This window comes from Bartonella sp. TS25HLJMH, from assembly GCF_042193505.1.
Classification (GTDB): Bacteria; Pseudomonadota; Alphaproteobacteria; order Rhizobiales; family Rhizobiaceae; genus Bartonella; species Bartonella grahamii.
This window is the reverse complement of record NZ_JBHILV010000005.1, coordinates 82,292-98,474: the sequence shown is the minus strand read 5'-3', so window position 1 is coordinate 98,474 and position 16,183 is coordinate 82,292. Positions and strand designations below refer to the sequence as shown.

The 16,183-nt window shown below is 38.6% G+C and carries 14 protein-coding genes; 2 read left to right on the top strand and 12 right to left on the bottom strand.

Going from position 1 to position 16,183, the window contains the following annotated elements; translation table 11 throughout:
* From dxs to ACFINF_RS03790, 6 genes are all read right to left on the bottom strand, one after another.
* Nucleotides 1-1,923 carry a 1-deoxy-D-xylulose-5-phosphate synthase gene (gene dxs / locus ACFINF_RS03815; RefSeq protein WP_375619742.1) on the bottom strand — a complete coding sequence of 641 codons (1,923 nt, stop codon included), beginning with the start codon at nucleotides 1,921-1,923 and terminating at the stop codon, nucleotides 1-3.
* Between the two features lie 235 nt (nucleotides 1,924-2,158).
* Nucleotides 2,159-2,413: an exodeoxyribonuclease VII small subunit gene (locus ACFINF_RS03810; protein WP_375619741.1), complete on the bottom strand. Its 255-nt coding sequence runs from the start codon at nucleotides 2,411-2,413 to the stop codon at nucleotides 2,159-2,161.
* Between the two features lie 7 nt (nucleotides 2,414-2,420).
* Nucleotides 2,421-3,533, bottom strand: coding sequence for a 3,4-dihydroxy-2-butanone-4-phosphate synthase (gene ribB / locus ACFINF_RS03805; RefSeq protein WP_375619740.1), 1,113 nt, complete (start codon nucleotides 3,531-3,533; stop codon nucleotides 2,421-2,423).
* A 15-nt stretch (nucleotides 3,534-3,548) separates the two neighbouring features.
* Complete coding sequence (gene aroC / locus ACFINF_RS03800; protein WP_375619739.1) at nucleotides 3,549-4,637, bottom strand: chorismate synthase; 1,089 nt, start codon at nucleotides 4,635-4,637, stop codon at nucleotides 3,549-3,551.
* Nucleotides 4,638-4,785: 148 nt separating this feature from the next.
* Nucleotides 4,786-5,604: an enoyl-ACP reductase FabI gene (gene fabI, locus ACFINF_RS03795; protein ID WP_375619738.1), complete on the bottom strand. Its 819-nt coding sequence runs from the start codon at nucleotides 5,602-5,604 to the stop codon at nucleotides 4,786-4,788.
* 129 nt (nucleotides 5,605-5,733) lie between these two features.
* The gene (locus ACFINF_RS03790) at nucleotides 5,734-6,636 is read right to left on the bottom strand and encodes a DnaJ C-terminal domain-containing protein (protein WP_375619737.1); all 903 of its coding nucleotides are present in this window, start codon (nucleotides 6,634-6,636) and stop codon (nucleotides 5,734-5,736) included.
* A gap of 325 nt (nucleotides 6,637-6,961) precedes the next feature.
* Here ACFINF_RS03790 and pdxH point away from each other — a divergent pair, with 325 nt between their 5' ends.
* Nucleotides 6,962-7,585, top strand: coding sequence for a pyridoxamine 5'-phosphate oxidase (pdxH, locus tag ACFINF_RS03785; RefSeq protein ID WP_273787902.1), 624 nt, complete (start codon nucleotides 6,962-6,964; stop codon nucleotides 7,583-7,585).
* A 236-nt stretch (nucleotides 7,586-7,821) separates the two neighbouring features.
* Here pdxH and ubiA read toward each other — a convergent pair whose 3' ends face one another.
* Nucleotides 7,822-8,826 (bottom strand): 4-hydroxybenzoate octaprenyltransferase, encoded by a 1,005-nt coding sequence (gene ubiA, locus ACFINF_RS03780; protein ID WP_375619736.1) that lies wholly within the window; start codon nucleotides 8,824-8,826, stop codon nucleotides 7,822-7,824.
* Nucleotides 8,827-8,916: 90 nt separating this feature from the next.
* On the opposite strand from ubiA, the gene purD reads away from it, so the two are divergent.
* Nucleotides 8,917-10,191 carry a phosphoribosylamine--glycine ligase gene (gene purD / locus ACFINF_RS03775; RefSeq protein WP_375619735.1) on the top strand — a complete coding sequence of 425 codons (1,275 nt, stop codon included), beginning with the start codon at nucleotides 8,917-8,919 and terminating at the stop codon, nucleotides 10,189-10,191.
* Between the two features lie 1,160 nt (nucleotides 10,192-11,351).
* On the opposite strand, the gene ACFINF_RS03770 is transcribed toward purD, so the two are convergent.
* From ACFINF_RS03770 to ACFINF_RS03750, 5 genes are all read right to left on the bottom strand, one after another.
* Nucleotides 11,352-11,879 carry a DUF6101 family protein gene (locus tag ACFINF_RS03770; protein WP_273787899.1) on the bottom strand — a complete coding sequence of 176 codons (528 nt, stop codon included), beginning with the start codon at nucleotides 11,877-11,879 and terminating at the stop codon, nucleotides 11,352-11,354.
* Between the two features lie 144 nt (nucleotides 11,880-12,023).
* Nucleotides 12,024-13,433 (bottom strand): FAD-binding oxidoreductase, encoded by a 1,410-nt coding sequence (locus ACFINF_RS03765; protein WP_375619734.1) that lies wholly within the window; start codon nucleotides 13,431-13,433, stop codon nucleotides 12,024-12,026.
* Nucleotides 13,418-14,398, bottom strand: a complete 981-nt coding sequence (locus ACFINF_RS03760) for an L-threonylcarbamoyladenylate synthase (RefSeq protein WP_375619733.1) — start codon at nucleotides 14,396-14,398, stop codon at nucleotides 13,418-13,420. The genes ACFINF_RS03765 and ACFINF_RS03760 overlap by 16 nt, the downstream gene beginning before the upstream one ends.
* Before the next feature lie 12 nt (nucleotides 14,399-14,410).
* Nucleotides 14,411-15,070, bottom strand: coding sequence for a ribonuclease HII (locus tag ACFINF_RS03755; protein ID WP_375619732.1), 660 nt, complete (start codon nucleotides 15,068-15,070; stop codon nucleotides 14,411-14,413).
* Between the two features lie 165 nt (nucleotides 15,071-15,235).
* Nucleotides 15,236-16,144 carry a 4-(cytidine 5'-diphospho)-2-C-methyl-D-erythritol kinase gene (locus ACFINF_RS03750; protein WP_375619731.1) on the bottom strand — a complete coding sequence of 303 codons (909 nt, stop codon included), beginning with the start codon at nucleotides 16,142-16,144 and terminating at the stop codon, nucleotides 15,236-15,238.
* Between the last annotated feature and the right edge of the window lie 39 nt (nucleotides 16,145-16,183).

Sequence of the window (16,183 nt, the reverse complement as noted above, 5' to 3'; positions counted from 1 at the left end):
TCATACTCGAATTTTCTGCATTGTCCGCATTTTTCGTCCTAAAGCAGTAAAGACAGTGTTAATAATACCAACAGCATCAAGTCCAATACGCGCAAGAACTGTCTCTGGTGAACCGTGATTCAAATATTTATCAGGAAGTGTTAATGTGCGAACTTTTAAACCATGCTCCAAAAGCCCTTCTTGTGCCAAAAACTGTAGCAAGTGTGCTCCAAATCCACCCATTGCGCCTTCTTCAATTGTTACCAATACTTCATGTTCACGTGCCAAACGACGCATCAAATCCTTATCCAAAGGTTTAGCAAACCGTGCATCCGCAACCGTGGTAGACAATCCTTCTGCACTTAACGCATCAGCAGCCATCAGCACTTCTGACATCCGCGTTCCAAAACAAACCAAAGCGATCCTATTTCCTTCACGCAGAACACGCCCTTTTCCAATTTCTAATAACTCACCACGTTGCGGTAAATCTATACCAATACCCTCACCACGTGGATAACGAAAAGAAATTGGTCCCTGATCATAAGCTGCAGCTGTACGCACCATATGCATCAGTTCAAGCTCATCAGAAGGCGCCATAACAACAAATTCAGGAAGAGTGGTCAAAAAAACAATATCAAAACTGCCAGCGTGCGTCGCACCATCTGCACCCACAAAACCTGCTCGATCAATCGCAAAACGCACCGGTAACTTTTGAATCGACACATCGTGAATAATCTGATCATAAGCGCGCTGTAAAAAAGTGGAATAAATCGCGACAAAAGGCTTGTAGCCTTCACAAGCAATGCCGGCAGCAAAAGTTACGGCATGCTGCTCAGCAATACCAACATCAAACATTCTTTCAGGAAATTTTTCAGCGAAAGAATCAAGACCCGTTCCTGTTGGCATTGCCGCTGTTATGCCAACAATCTTATCATCATGGTGAGCTTCTTCTATTAAAGCTTTAGAAAATACCTTGGTATAGGGTAGAATATTACTTGATGCTTTAACCTGTTTTCCTGTCGTGACATCAAAACGATTAACCCCATGATATTTATCAGATGAGGCTTCTGCAGGTGGATATCCCTTTCCCTTATGTGTGACAATATGCACCAAAACAGGACCATCAGGATATTCACGAACATTTTTCAAAACAGGCAATAAATGCCCTAAATTGTGACCATCTATTGGTCCAACATAGTAGAAACCAAGCTCATCAAATAAAGTTCCCCCAACCAAAAGGCCACGCGCAAATTCCTCTGAACGACGTGCCTTATCCAAAAAAAACTTTGGCAATTTTTCGCTCAACATCTTTACGCGTTCACGCAAATGACGATAAGAAGGACGAGATACTAATCGTGCAAGATGTGCACTCATAGCACCTGTAGGTGGTGCGATAGACATATCGTTATCATTAAGAACAACAATCAAGCGGGCATCCAAAGCACCAGCGTTGTTCATTGCTTCATAAGCCATGCCCGCAGACATTGCACCATCACCAATGACAGCTATGATATTACGTCTTGTCTCTGCTTTCAAAGCACTTGCCACCGCCATACCAAGCCCCGCTGAAATAGAAGTAGACGAATGACCCGCTCCAAATGGATCATACACACTTTCTGAACGTTTTGTAAAACCTGATAATCCACCCTCTTGACGTAATGTGCGAATTTTTTCTCTACGCCCCGTTAAAATCTTGTGTGGATAGGTTTGATGACCAACATCCCAAATAATCCTATCCTCTGGTGTATTAAAAATATAATGTAATGCAACAGTGAGCTCAACAACACCAAGTCCCGCCCCAAGATGACCACCTGTTACAGATACCGCATCAATTGTTGCGGTCCGCAACTCATCAGCCAACTGTACCAAATCAGACTCAGGCAATGCCCGCAAATCTTGCGGAAAACAAACACGGTCAAGTAATGGTGTTAAGACCTGAGACAAAAAAAAACCTTTCTATTATCTTAACTCAAAAAAACGCAACGATAAAATATATCTTCTCTACTCTTATTTACAGTTTGCATCTTTTTTACTGAAAAATATTCTTTCCTATTTAAGATAAGCTATAATTTCCTCATTTTTAACTTATTTTATAAAAAAGAAATCAATAAATTTAATTTTCTATAAAAAAGGTTATTATATCTCCTAGTTTCATAATAAATATCCAAAATATTTAATATTATTCAGGATCAAGTGGCTCTACACCTTCTGGAGAACCTCCCTCTGAAAACTGAATTTTCTCAACTTTAGCTTCAGCTACTTTCAAGAGTTTCTCGCAATGCTTTTTAAGAGCCTCACCACGCTCATAAATATCAATTGATTGTTCTAAAGGAACATCACCGCGTTCCAAATTCTCAACAATCACTTCAAGCTGCTTAAGTGCTTCCTCAAAACTTAACGCTGTAATATCCCCCTTTTTTATCTCTTGTTTCATGCAACCCTCACAAGATATCGGTTTTGGATATACGAATCCCAAAACCTTCTAAACCTACATAATGACGCTCTTTATAAGCGTAAACAATAACAGAACTAATTCCTAAATGTTTCAAAATTTGTGACCCTAAACCAATTTGGCGCCATTCTTCTTCGCGCTCAATTGCCTGTACATGGTTTTCTGAACCTTCTTTTGCCATTTCCTGGATGCTAATAGCTGGTTGGTGACCAACACCAACCGATCCTTCACGCAAATAAACAAAAACACCACGTTTTTCCTTTTCCATCATACGCCGCATGATAGCGGTAATATCTGATGATTGACCAAAAACATCATTCATAATGTTTTCACGATGCAAACGCACCGGAATATCCTCACCATCACGAATATCACCAAAAATGATTGCAACATGCTGAACTGCTTCCCACGGAAGTTGATAACTCTGAACAATAGCAGGTCCTACCGGTGTTTCAATATGCATTTCTCCAACATGCCTGATTAACATTTCCTTACGCTGACGATAAGCAATTAAATCTGCAACCGTTATCATATGCAATCGATTATCTTGGGCAAATTTTGTAACTTCATCTCCGTGTTTAACGCTGCCATCATCATTGACCAATTCGCCAATAACACCAACTGGCGGCAAACCAGCTAATTTACATAAATCGACAGCCGCCTCCGTGTGACCTGAACGCATAAGAACCCCCCCTTCATGCGCAATCAAAGGGAAAATGTGTCCTGGACGAACGAAATCATGAGCACTGGCATTTGGATTAGCAAGATTACGAACTGCCAATGTGCGATCGTGCGCGGAAATCCCCGTCGTTATCCCATGTTTAAAATCCACAGTAACAGTAAATTGAGTCCTGTGCGCTGAATTATTATCTGGCACCATAGGAGCAAGATGAAATCGTTGCGCTTCTTCTTTTGGCATAGGAGCACAAACAATTCCTGTTGTGTGGCGAATGATAAACGCCATCTTTTCCTCTGTACAATGGACAGCGGCAACAGTTAAATCACCCTCGTTTTCACGGCCATCATCATCCGTAACCACAACAATTTCACCGCGTTCAAAAGCTCGAAGCGCAGAAATAATTTTCTTCTGATCATAAGTCATCACTTACCTTTCCAATCAACCCACCTGACCGCGATGCCTTAAATAATGATCAGCAAGAGCACAAGCGACCATCGCTTCACCAACAGGAACAGCACGAATTCCAACACACGGATCATGGCGTCCCTTCGTTATAACATCTACATTGTTACCATCAACATCAATTGAACGACGTGGAATCAAAATTGATGAAGTAGGTTTCACGGCAAAACGTGCAATAATTGGCTGTCCGCTCGATATTCCACCTAAAATACCACCAGCATGATTGGAAAGAAAGAGTGGTTCTCCATCACTTCCCATCCGCATTTCATCTGCATTTTCTTCTCCCCTCAAGCGAGCTGCTGCAAAACCATCACCAATTTCAACCCCTTTAACTGCATTAATTGACATGAGTAATGATGCAATATCCTGATCAAGTTTTGCGTAAATAGGTGCTCCTAAACCCGCCGGAACATTTTCTGCAATAATCTCAACAACAGCACCAACAGATGAACCATCTTTACGGAGTTTATTGATATAATCACTAAAAACAGGCACCATCTCTGCATCAGGTATAAAAAAAGGATTGTTATCAACCTCTGACCAATCCCAACGATCGCGATTAATAGTATGAGGACCAATAGCTATCACAGCGCCCCGTACAATCAGGCTAGGAACGATTTTACGCGCAAGAGCACCTGCCGCAACGCGTGCTGCCGTCTCACGTGCTGAAGCACGCCCTCCACCTCGAAAATCACGAATGCCATATTTAACATCATAAGTATAGTCCGCATGACTTGGACGATACTGATGAACAATGGAGCTATAATCTTTCGAGCGTTGATCTGTGTTTCGAATAAACAGAGAAATTGGCGTACCCGTTGTCACCAATGTCGTGCCATCATCTTGAACAATAACCCCTGAAAGAACCTCTACTTGATCTGATTCTTGGCGCTGCGTTGTATATTTTGATTGTCCTGGTTTGCGTTTATCAAGATAAGCTTGAACTTCTGCAAGAGTAAAAATGATTCCAGGTGGACAACCATCAATGACACAACCAAGAGCAGCACCATGACTTTCACCCCATGTTGTTACACGAAACAAATGACCAAATGTATTATGCGACATGAAAAAAGATCCGTTTCTCTGTCAAATATATACAACGACAACGTATGTTGTGTGCTATATATAAGGTAGCTCTTTGCTCCAAAATACTCTTAGCCACTTTGAATTTGGTCAAATTACTGTTGTTCAATAAAATCCTATAAACCAAACTTTATTCTTTAACGACAGAAATGTCTGGTGCATCAACTGCTTTCATACCTATGATATTATAACCCGAATCGACATGATGGACTTCACCAGTAACAGAACGAGACAAATCTGAAAGAAAATAAAGCGCAGAATCACCAACCTCTTCAATTGTTACCGTACGACGTAATGGAGCATTATATTCATTCCATTTTAAAATATAACGAAAATCACCAATACCAGAAGCCGCTAGCGTTTTAATTGGTCCAGCAGATATAGCATTAACACGAATATTTTGAGGACCTAAATCTACCGCTAAATATTTCACGCTCGCTTCAAGAGCTGCTTTGGCAACCCCCATTACATTATAATTGGGAACAACCTTTTCTGCACCATAATAAGTCAGTGTCAAAATTGAACCACCATCTGGCATCAATTTCTCTGCACGCTTCGTGAGAGCTGTTAGGGAATAAACGGAAATATTCATGGTCATCATAAAATTTGATTCGCTGATATCAATATAACGACCACTTAATTCATCCTTATCAGAAAAACCAATAGCATGAACTAAAAAATCGAGTTTTCCCCATTTCTTCTCTATTTCTCTAAAGACCGTATCAATAGAGACACTGTCAGAAACATCACAATGTCCACAAACAAACCCCTTTAATTCTTCAGCCAAAGGCTCAACACGCTTTTTCATTGCTTCACCCTGATAGGTAAAAGCAAGCTCTGCCCCTGCGCCACTTGCCGCTTTAGCGATTCCCCAAGCGATGGAGCGATTATTGGCCAACCCCAAAATTAAACCACGCTTACCGTACAATAAACCATTACCCTTAGCCATCAGCACTGCCCCATTGTTACTTAAAATTAATATTATTCATCTGCCTATGACACAGGTCAACTTTTTCTTCAAGCAATTGGTTTAAAATCAAACAAAAACTACGCTTTTATATATAAAAAAATTTTAAAATTAATCTTGTTGCATTTGCAAAAACTGTTCTAGCGCGGCATTTTCACCTTCCGGTAACATAATCCGAACATGCACATAAAGATCATCTCTTGTACCATTTTTTAAACGAAGCCCTTTCCCTTTCAACCGTAAAACGCGATCAGAACTTGACCAAGCAGGAATCGTTAAAACCACACGTCCCTCCAACGTCTCAACTTCTTCTTTTGCTCCCAAAACAGCATGTTTAAGAGAAACTGGTAAATCAAGATGGAGTGCTCTTCCTTCAACCCGAAAATGAGGATGTTTTTGAATCTGAATGGTTATCAACGCATCTCCTGCTTGCCCAAGAGGTACCTCTTCTCCCTGACCTTTTAATCGAATAGTCTGTCCGTCTTCAATATAATCTGGAAGTTTAATTTTTAACTTTTTTCCATTTGGAAAAACAGCTTCCACCTTTTCTGCGCCAACCATCTGCTCTAATGTTACAGCAAGATTAGCACGAACATGTGCTCCTTGTTGGGGACGGTTATAGTGTGTGGAATTCGAAAAGCTACCACCTCCTCCAAACAGATCCCGAAAAATATCACTTGCATCAAAACCTGCACCACCTGAAGAGGAAAAATCAAATCCCTTTGCTCTTCCTGAAAAGGGATTTTGTTTATTGCTAAAATTTTCACCAGTACTATAGGCTTGATAAAGCGGTTTTCCTTCCATATCAATTTCACCGCGGTCAAATTGTGCCTTTTTATCCTTATCACCTATAATTTCATAAGCTTGATTAATTTCAGCAAATTTTTCTTTAGCCTTTGTATCATCTTTATTATGGTCTGGATGATACTTCTTTGCTAATCTTCTAAATGCCGATTTAATCTCTTGCGATTTTGCGGTACGTGCCACACCCAAAATCGTGTAGGGATCACGCATATTGCCCTCTTTTCAATTTTTTCGTTTTTAAAATATCAACTGATCCGTTGTTCAATATCCCTTATATCTTCATCAGTCTATTCTAGAGAATAATTTCTTCTTTCCTCTTTATATGTCTATCAATAAACTAAAATACCAGATAAAATGAGACATTTATTTAATATAGCTCATTGTAGTCTATGCTAAAGTAAAAATGATTAAACTATCATAGAAATACACAATAGCATTGGCTTTTTGAAAATAAGAAAAAATAGTACTGTAACTTTTTGATGGTAAAGTAAATGAGAAAATGCCTCACCCATGCTCACTGATATTTGGAGAAACTATGAGCAACAAAATACCAACAGATGATCATTTTATGAAAATGCAAAAACCTTTTGAACTTTTCGCAAAGTGGCTTGAAGAGGCAACGATAAGTGAAATAAATGATCCAAATGCTATGGCATTAGCAACAGTTGACGAAACAGGACTCCCTAATGTTCGTATGGTTCTCCTCAAAGACTACAGTCCCCAAGGCTTCGTCTTCTATACCAATTATGAAAGCTGTAAAGGACAAGAAATTTTAAAATCAATGAAAGCATCCTTAGGTTTTCATTGGAAATCACTCCGTCGTCAGGTCAGAATTAGAGGAATTGTTGAAAAAGTAAGTCAACAGGAAGCCGATGCCTATTTCCAATCGCGACCACGTGGTAGTCGAATTGGTGCATGGGCATCTAAACAATCTCAACCTTTAGACAATCGTTTTGTGCTCGAAAAAGCAATTGCTCAATATACTGCGCGTTATGCTCTAGGCAATATTCCACGACCACCTTATTGGTCTGGATTTCGTGTTAAACCCCTTTCTATAGAGTTCTGGTGCGATCGCCCATTTCGTTTACATGATCGTCTGCTTTTTACACGCGATTGTGTTGAACACAGCGATTGGAAAAGACAAAAACTTTATCCCTAATCCTTCAAACTTCATCGTTATAAAGATTTTTTCTTCCCAACAGTTAAACAAATATTTTTTATTTGAAAAATTCTAAAAGAAGATGATTCATTTTATTTAAATAGAAGAATTTCATTTTCACTGTAAAAGTTCATTGGTAATATTTCCTACTGTATCGCTTAAAACAGATTAGCAACAAGCTAATTTAAAAGAAAATACTGTATTCAGCAGAAACTATGATTTTAGCTAACTTATTTTTAGACAGCAGGATAAAATATCGTCCATATACCCCCAAATACCAAACCAGCAAAAATCACAAAACCAATAAGCGAATTAGATTTGAAAAGCCTGAGGCATTGTGAACTGTCATCTATATCAATGACTTTAATTTGAATAAACATATGGATGCTTGCCATAAAAATCCCCAAAAAGCTAAGAACAGGGACTCCAGCTAAATAAAATGCTAGACTAACAAACACCACAAAACCACCATACAAAAATACTAAAGCACGCTTGGTTCCTTTACCAAAGAGAAGAGCCGTAGAACGAACACCAACAGTAGCATCATCTTCTTTATCTTGATGTGCATAGATTGTATCGTATCCTATGGTCCACAAGATTGATCCCACATAAAGCAAGATTGGTGCCCAGCTTAAACTTCCAAAGACAACAGCCCACCCCATTAATGCCCCCCAATTAAACGCAACGCCTAAAAAAAACTGCGGCCAATATGTTACGCGTTTCATAAAAGGATAAAATGCAACAGCTATCAATGACGAAATACCTAGAAAAAAACTAAACCTATTAAATTGTGATAAAATGACTAAACCAACCAAACATTGTATAAGTATAAAAACTCTTGCTTGAAACCGACTCACATGACCTGTCGGCAATGGACGAGAACGTGTCCTTTCTACCTGAGCATCAATTTTATGGTCAATAAGATCATTCCAAGTACATCCTGCCCCTCGCATAGCAATAGATCCCAGAAAAAAAAGAAAAAGATACCAAACCCAATGAAGAAACATTGATAAAAGAGTATCGTAATGCATGTTATAAGAGAAAAAAGCCATTGTTGTTGACCAAAAACAAGGCCACATCAACAATTGCCATCCGATAGGCCGATCCCAACGCGCCAATTGCGCATAAAACCATAAAGAACAGGGAAGAAAATTGTAGACCCATTGTTTGGAAGATGCATCCATAACCCGTCCCTGACTCTCACAGGATTGAACATGCGCGATATTTTTATTTTTTTTCATCAAATGATTTACCTTTGGTCTTGCGATAGAGACATTTCATTCTTATGAGAAGGAGATAAGATTAATCATCTTTTATGAGAGGAGCAAGCAATGAATATTCTTCTTATTGGCTCAGGTGGACGAGAACATGCTTTAGCATGGAAAATAGCAGCATCACCACTGCTAACAAAGTTATATTGTGCTCCTGGAAACCCTGCAACAACAGAATTTGGTGAAAATATTAATTTAGACATTGATGACCATCCCCTTGTTATTGATTTTTGTAAAAAACATTCTATTGATCTTGTGATTGTAGGACCAGAAGCACCATTGGTTGCGGGTATAACAGACTCTCTTAATAGCGCTAACATCTGTGTATTTGGTCCTACTCAAAAAGCTGCTCAACTAGAAGGTTCAAAAGCTTTTACGAAAGATTTATGTCGTAAGAATAACATTCCTACAGGAAGTTACCAATGCTTTAATGATGCTTCTAAAGCTAAAGCTTACATTCATCAACAAGGTGTTCCCATTGTTATTAAAGCTGATGGCTTAGCAGCTGGCAAAGGTGTCGTGGTTGCAACAACTATGGAAGAAGCATTTAACGCAGTCGATGCCTGCTTCAAAAGTGCATTTGGAGATGCAGGAAATAAAATTGTTGTAGAATCTTTTCTTGAAGGTGAAGAAGCAAGCTTCTTCTGCCTTTGTGATGGTAAAGTTGCTCTTCCTTTTGGATCTGCTCAAGATCATAAACGTGTAGGTGATGGGGATATTGGAGCAAACACCGGTGGTATGGGTGCTTATTCACCAGCGCCCATCATGACCCAAGATATAGTGAATCGTACCCTCAAAGAAATTGTTGAACCAGCTTTAAAAAGCATGAAAGAAATGGGTGCCCCCTTTAAAGGTATTCTCTTCGTCGGATTAATGATAACGCAAAAAGGACCCGAATTAATTGAATTTAACGTACGATTCGGTGATCCTGAATGTCAAGTTTTAATGATGCGCCTCAAAGATGACATCTTGCCAATTTTTCTTGCTGCAGCTCAAGGAAAACTTGAAAATAAGCCTCTTCAGTGGTCTGAAAAAACTGCTCTCACCGTTGTTATGGCTGCTAATGGTTATCCAGACTCTCCCCAAAAAGGTACTGTTATCCGTAACGTTGATAAAGTAAACAATCTTCCCAATGTGAAAGTTTTTCAAGCTGGTACAGTATTGTGTGATGGAGAACTCATTGCAAATGGTGGACGTGTTCTCAATATAACAGCAACAGGAAAAACGATTATGCACGCACAAAAACGTGCTTATGAAGCTGTTGATTGTATTGATTGGCCAGAAGGTTTTGTTCGTCGTGATATCGGATGGAGAGCCATTGCGCGAGAAAACTAAATTCTTTGAATATTCTTTTTTACGATTTGATTATTTTATATAAGAGCATGATACACAAATTTTCTTACTGTTTTACGTTGACTATAATTTTGAAAAAATGAGTGTGCTTTCCTTTGAACAATCAAATATTGTAAATAGGATATCTACTCATGATAAAATAGGAAATTTTTCTGAATATGACACTGTAATATAAACTGATCATTTTACTGTTGTATTTACTTTAAACGTATTTTCTCATCACTTTTATAAACACTTTCTTTCTTATAAAACCCTGAAGAAAAACATATATAGTATCATTTCTTTTATTTATTACGTTTTTTAATGAAATTCCGCTTTTACGAAAAATAAAATGCCAAAAAAAGATCTTGATGTTATTCACGTACAAATTCTTAAACAATATCTCTCATGCTCGTCGCTCCCATTTTACGATACTACCTGCAAATAGTATAAACCCATTCTGCCATCTTTCTGGAATAAAGATAAAAACCGATACTATTATTGTATTTTCCAACTCTCAATATTATGATAACCCTTTCTATCTAAATGCTTTATCAGAGAGTGTTTACTCTTTTTTAATGATTTTTATCCACACTCTAACCCTTCTTATAACGTGCAAAAAAATGATTTTGATTATAGGAGAGAGATGAAGTAAGAATATTTTGCAATATTCAAAGCTCTCATTCAACATAGAGAAATGATTTATAAAAAAAGTAAAAAACACTTCCAGCAATCTGCTCGCGTTTTAATGATGTGGCGAAAACTAAAAATTACACCGCCAAAAAACGGTTTCTATTGTTATGAAAGCCGTTTTACCTCTCCGAGAAAAGCGTTTAACATAACCGATTCCTGCTGCCAATATATGGTGTCAAAAAATTCTCATTTACAATCATTGATTTCCTCTTTGCCTTAAAGAACCAGAAATCACACCAAATCCCATCTGTAAACGTCTGGATTCTCATTGAGCAGGTTCCTCTTGATTCCCACTCATATGCTTCAATTACACAAAGATCGGCAAGCAAACTTAAGAATATTCGCCATATCCTCTAAAAATACTTCATGTGTGAAGTTTACATGCCTTATACTACCGCCCCAAACAACGATGTTTTACGGCACAACAAGATAAATGCTTACGGTAGTACAAAAATGAATGCATATTAATATTACTGGAGTGCAACTCGATTCGCAATCACCAAACGCAAGCCTAACGGATTACTATAACGAAGTAAGAAACGCTTTTGTTTAGAATGTGCTGTTGTACCAAAAAAACGATGTAAATCAGAACGATCTTTTACAACCAGAATGCGATTATCTTCATTGATCATAAGCATGGGGAGGCCATAAGTATCCGCCCATAATCGCCAATCCAGAAGAACATTATTCAAATCTCTGGAAACCAAAAGCGGTATACAAGCTTCCTCATCAGCATGAAGTAATTCTAGTGCAACAGCTCTTTCTCCTGAACGCGTTTTTACGGTACGTGCTGCAATTCCTTGGAAATGATAAGGGGGTATTAAATGCGATAAGCTTGAAGGCATATCCGTTTTAAAAGAAACACCACGCTCATTTAATGAACAAATAACCTGATTACCCGTTTTGGATGAAAAATATGTCGTCGTTTGTGGCAAATGGCACGGATCTAACCGAAATTCAAGCACCGCTTTTGCCTGATTAAAGCATTGATTAGCCATATACATTATCCCAATTTATCTTAAATAAGATACACCCTTTAGCAGCTTTTTCTCATTGGATTATTAAAAGTTTGAATAAAAAACAACTGGTTTCTTTTTTGGTTATTAAAATCTAAACAAAAATACATGATCACTATTCTTGAATTATAATACTTTTCCGGGATTCATTATCCCTAAAGGATCGAGTGTTTTTTTAATCCCTTGCATAATATCCAATGCGACAGGCGATTTAAAAGAACGAAGTTCTTCGCGCTTAAGTTGACCAATTCCATGCTCAGCAGAAAATGCACCTCTATAGTCCATAACTAAACTATGAATGCGATGATTCATTTTTGACCATAACTGCAAGAACACCGTCGTATCAGCTCCTACAGGTTGTGTAATATTATAATGTAAATTTCCATCGCCCATGTGTCCAAAACAAATCACCCGTGCTCCTGGAGCAATATCTTCAACAATAAGTGCTGCCTCAGCAATAAAATCAGGAATAGAAGCAAGTGGAACCGCAATATCATGCTTAATGGACCCTCCTGCTAACTTTTGTGCATAGGATATACTTTCACGCAACTGCCAAAAAAAATCTTGCTGTTTTAAAGATTGTGCAACAATTGCATCTTCTATCACCACATTCTTTAAAGCTTCTTCTAAAATAATACTCAGTACTGATAACGCCTCATCATTGCCTTGCAAAGATGAAATGTTCATTAATACATACCATTCATGCTTCCGCTGGAGAGGAGGCTTCTCACACATCTTATAATCTAAAGCCATTTGCAAACTGAGATTTCCCATAAGCTCAAAACCTGTCAACATCCCTCCTCCATATTCTTGAGCCAGAGATAAAAATTCTAAAGCCTTCGCCGGACTATATAATCCCACCAAAGCAACAGCTTTTCCTTTTATTTTTGGAAACATCTTCAAAACGGCTGCGGTTATAACACCCAATGTGCCTTCTGCACCAATAAAAAGATTTTTCAAATCGTAACCGCTATTATCTTTTTTAACAAAACGCAAATCATCTAAAATACGGCCATCCGGTAAAACAACTTCCAAACCAAGACAAAGATCACGCATATTGCCATAGGCTAAAACAGCTGTCCCTCCAGCATTCGACGAAAGATTTCCTCCTACTTGACAAGAACCTTCAGATGCCAAAGAAAGAGGGAAAAAACGACCTGATTCATCCACTTTTTTCTGTAAATCCTGTAAAATAACACCAGCCTCTACAACAATAAAATTTCCCTCAAGATTTATAGTTCTAATCTTATTTAATCGTTCCATGGATAAAAGAACGCTCCCTCCTCTTTCATCTGGTTGTTGTCCCCCCACAAGCCCTGTATTTCCACCCTGTGGCACAATCGGTGTGCGTGTTTTGCTCGCTAGCTGCATAATCAATGAGACCTCTGCGCAAGAAGATGGACGTAAAAGTAAAGGTGTTTTTCCATGAAAAAGGCCACGCTCTTCAAGCAAATACGGTGCAATCAACGCTTGATCTGTTATAGCATGCTTAGCACCAACAATTTCTCTAAACCCCTCAATTAACTTCTGCTCCATGTTTGTTTCTCCTTTGGAGCCGCAGCCCGTATAAGACGATCATTGATCGCCTCCCCTAATCCGTATGATGGAATAGGTTCTACTGCGATACATCTCACTTTAAATGAATCTAATTCCTTCATATATTGAAATAAATGAAAGGCTGCCTCTTCCAACTTTCCATCTTCGCTAAGATTTAAAATAGAAACGGCATTTTCAGCCCCCATAACGCGCTTTGAACCAAATGCTAAAAGCGCTTCACCATTTTCCACCTTTTCTACATTCAAACGAATCGTGGCATTGGGAGCATAATGCGACTTTAACATCCCTGGAGCTTCAATCGCCGCCCTTTGATCTATCCGTTTTAAAGACTTCCCCACAACTTCTTCAATTTTATCAGCCGCAAGCCCCCCTGGACGCAAAAGATAAATATTTTCATCACAAATCTTAATGATCGTTGATTCAAGCCCTATTTTAGCGGGTCCTCCGTCCAATATCAAAGGAACAGATTCCCCCAAAGATGCAAAAACAGCCTCAGCTGAAGTAGGGCTAAGACGCCCCGACTGATTCGCACTAGGAGCAGCAAGTGGTCGGCCAAAATGTTGTACTACTTCCGCAAAACGACTGTCTGGAAAACGAACAGCCAAGGTATTCAAACCAGAGGTTGTTAAAGGATGGATATTATGCTGTTCCTTTAAAGGCAAAACCAATGTCAAAGGCCCTGGCCAAAATTCCTCCATTAATTGGCGTGAAAGAAAGTCAATCTTCACATAACGTTCCGCCATTTCGATGCCGCTGACATGCACAATAAGAGGATTAATTTGTGGACGACTCTTTGTAGAAAAAATAGAAGAAATTGCCCTCCCATTGGTTGCATCGCCCGCTAATCCATAAACAGTTTCCGTTGGTAACGCTACTAACTTCCCTTGTTTAAGAAGCGCTATTGCCTCTCTTATCGAAGCACTATTAAGTGGTAGAATCGTCATGACACATCATTTCTATAACACATCTTTTAGTGGTGCAAAACTATAACGATGTAATCCTATAATTGGTCCATATTTATTAAGAGCTGTACGATGCGCTAGCGTTGCATAACCTACATGCTTCTCTAAACCATACCTTTTATAAACTTGTCCTGCACATTCCATCATCCGGTCACGCGTTACTTTCGCAATAATAGATGCGGCTGCAATTGAAACCGAACGCTGATCGCCCTTAATCAACGCCATTGCAGGACAGGACAACTCAGAAGGAATATCACGTCCATCAACAAGGACATAGTGGGCTGGAATAGCTAACCCTATAATACAGCGACGCATTGCTTCTAAAGTTGCTTTTCTAATATTAGATTGATCAATTGTACGAGCACAAAGACTAGCGACTGAAACCGCTAATGCACTTTGCAAAATTTCATGATAAAGTCTATCTCGTTGGAGAAAAGAAAGTTTTTTTGAATCATTTAACCCATTAGGAATATGGTCTTTATCCAAGATAACTGCTGCCGTTACCACAGGTCCAGCGAGAGGCCCCCGTCCTACTTCATCAACACCTGCTATCTGAAAAAAACCCTGTTTTTGCAAATCCAATTCGCACGAAAAATTTGGTTGAAGCGGAAAATTAAACATCTTTGATAAATCACAAATACAACAAACATACATTTATTTCTGTAGCCTGATCATTTTTTGCAAGCATTACAGTTTTAAATGGCTCTCCAAACATTCTGCAAATTCTTGCACAAAAGATAAAAAACCCATTTCTTTGGTTCTCCTCTTTCATTGTGTATAATAAAATCATGACGAAATAAAAGCTTTTATATTTATTTATCAGATATTTCCTAAAGTCATGATAGATTTTACAAACCAATTTGGGTGCATTGATTTGATAAAAAGAGCTGCTTGTTGCGCTGTTTGTTTATTTTTAAAAATGCCAAAGCAAGTTGCTCCCGTTCCAGACATACGGGAAAAAAGAGCCCCACATTCATCTAATATAGATAACACTTCAGCTAACTGAGGTGCTATTTTTAATGCAGAAGAAAAAAGATCATTACGCGTTTCTTGTAAAGCTTCAACCAATGAATCAACACTCTTTAAAGCGTCTGTATTAATTTTTAAAGAAGGATTATGACGCTTCTCTAACGCTTTAAAAACAGTTTGTGTTGAAATCTCTTGTCCATGATTAACCAATACTATTGCAAGAGAACAGGCTCTTTTTAGTTGTATCATCTCTTGACCAATTCCTTTGACCAAAAGCGGCTGCCGATATTCTAATGCATAAAGGCACATGGGAACATCAGCACCAAGAACTAAGCTCATTTTTGCTAATTCTTCGTAAGAGCAATCAAGATTCCACTGTTGACGCAACATGCTTATAACCCCAGCTGCATCACCTGAGCCACCACCAATGCCTGAAGCAACAGGTAATGTTTTTACAAGCCGAAAAAAAGCAGGTTGAGCACATTCAGGAAAAGTCTTATGCATAAAATCCCGTGCGCGAATAACCAAATTATCTAAATGAGACACAAGTCCTTTTGCAAACGGTCCCGTCAAAACAAACTGATTATTTTCGCAAGGTGCATAGTGTAGACAATCACCGCTAAGACTAAAATAAACCAAACTTTCTATTAAATGATACCCATCAGCACGTTGCCCCACAACATGTAGAGCTAAATTCAATTTAATAGGCGTAAATAAATAGGAATGTCTTTGGAACGAAGCTTGCACATTTGATATCATATGACGTAATATTCACCTACATAGGGCTCTTTTACAAAT

Excerpts from the sequence above, each read along its gene's own strand:
- aroC (WP_375619739.1), bottom strand. The coding sequence starts at position 4,637 with ATGTCGCATAATACATTTGGTCATTTGTTTCGTGTAACAACATGGGGT.
- ribB (WP_375619740.1), bottom strand. The coding sequence starts at position 3,533 with ATGACTTATGATCAGAAGAAAATTATTTCTGCGCTTCGAGCTTTTGAA.
- ACFINF_RS03790 (WP_375619737.1), bottom strand. The coding sequence starts at position 6,636 with ATGCGTGATCCCTACACGATTTTGGGTGTGGCACGTACCGCAAAATCG.
- ACFINF_RS03760 (WP_375619733.1), bottom strand. The coding sequence starts at position 14,398 with ATGACGATTCTACCACTTAATAGTGCTTCGATAAGAGAGGCAATAGCG.
- ACFINF_RS03765 (WP_375619734.1), bottom strand. The coding sequence starts at position 13,433 with ATGGAGCAGAAGTTAATTGAGGGGTTTAGAGAAATTGTTGGTGCTAAG.
- ubiA (WP_375619736.1), bottom strand. The coding sequence starts at position 8,826 with ATGAAAAAAAATAAAAATATCGCGCATGTTCAATCCTGTGAGAGTCAG.
- ACFINF_RS03750 (WP_375619731.1), bottom strand. The coding sequence starts at position 16,144 with ATGATATCAAATGTGCAAGCTTCGTTCCAAAGACATTCCTATTTATTT.
- pdxH (WP_273787902.1), top strand. The coding sequence starts at position 6,962 with ATGAGCAACAAAATACCAACAGATGATCATTTTATGAAAATGCAAAAA.
- ACFINF_RS03770 (WP_273787899.1), bottom strand. The coding sequence starts at position 11,879 with ATGGCTAATCAATGCTTTAATCAGGCAAAAGCGGTGCTTGAATTTCGG.
- ACFINF_RS03810 (WP_375619741.1), bottom strand. The coding sequence starts at position 2,413 with ATGAAACAAGAGATAAAAAAGGGGGATATTACAGCGTTAAGTTTTGAG.
- purD (WP_375619735.1), top strand. The coding sequence starts at position 8,917 with ATGAATATTCTTCTTATTGGCTCAGGTGGACGAGAACATGCTTTAGCA.
- ACFINF_RS03755 (WP_375619732.1), bottom strand. The coding sequence starts at position 15,070 with ATGTATGTTTGTTGTATTTGTGATTTATCAAAGATGTTTAATTTTCCG.
- fabI (WP_375619738.1), bottom strand. The coding sequence starts at position 5,604 with ATGGCTAAGGGTAATGGTTTATTGTACGGTAAGCGTGGTTTAATTTTG.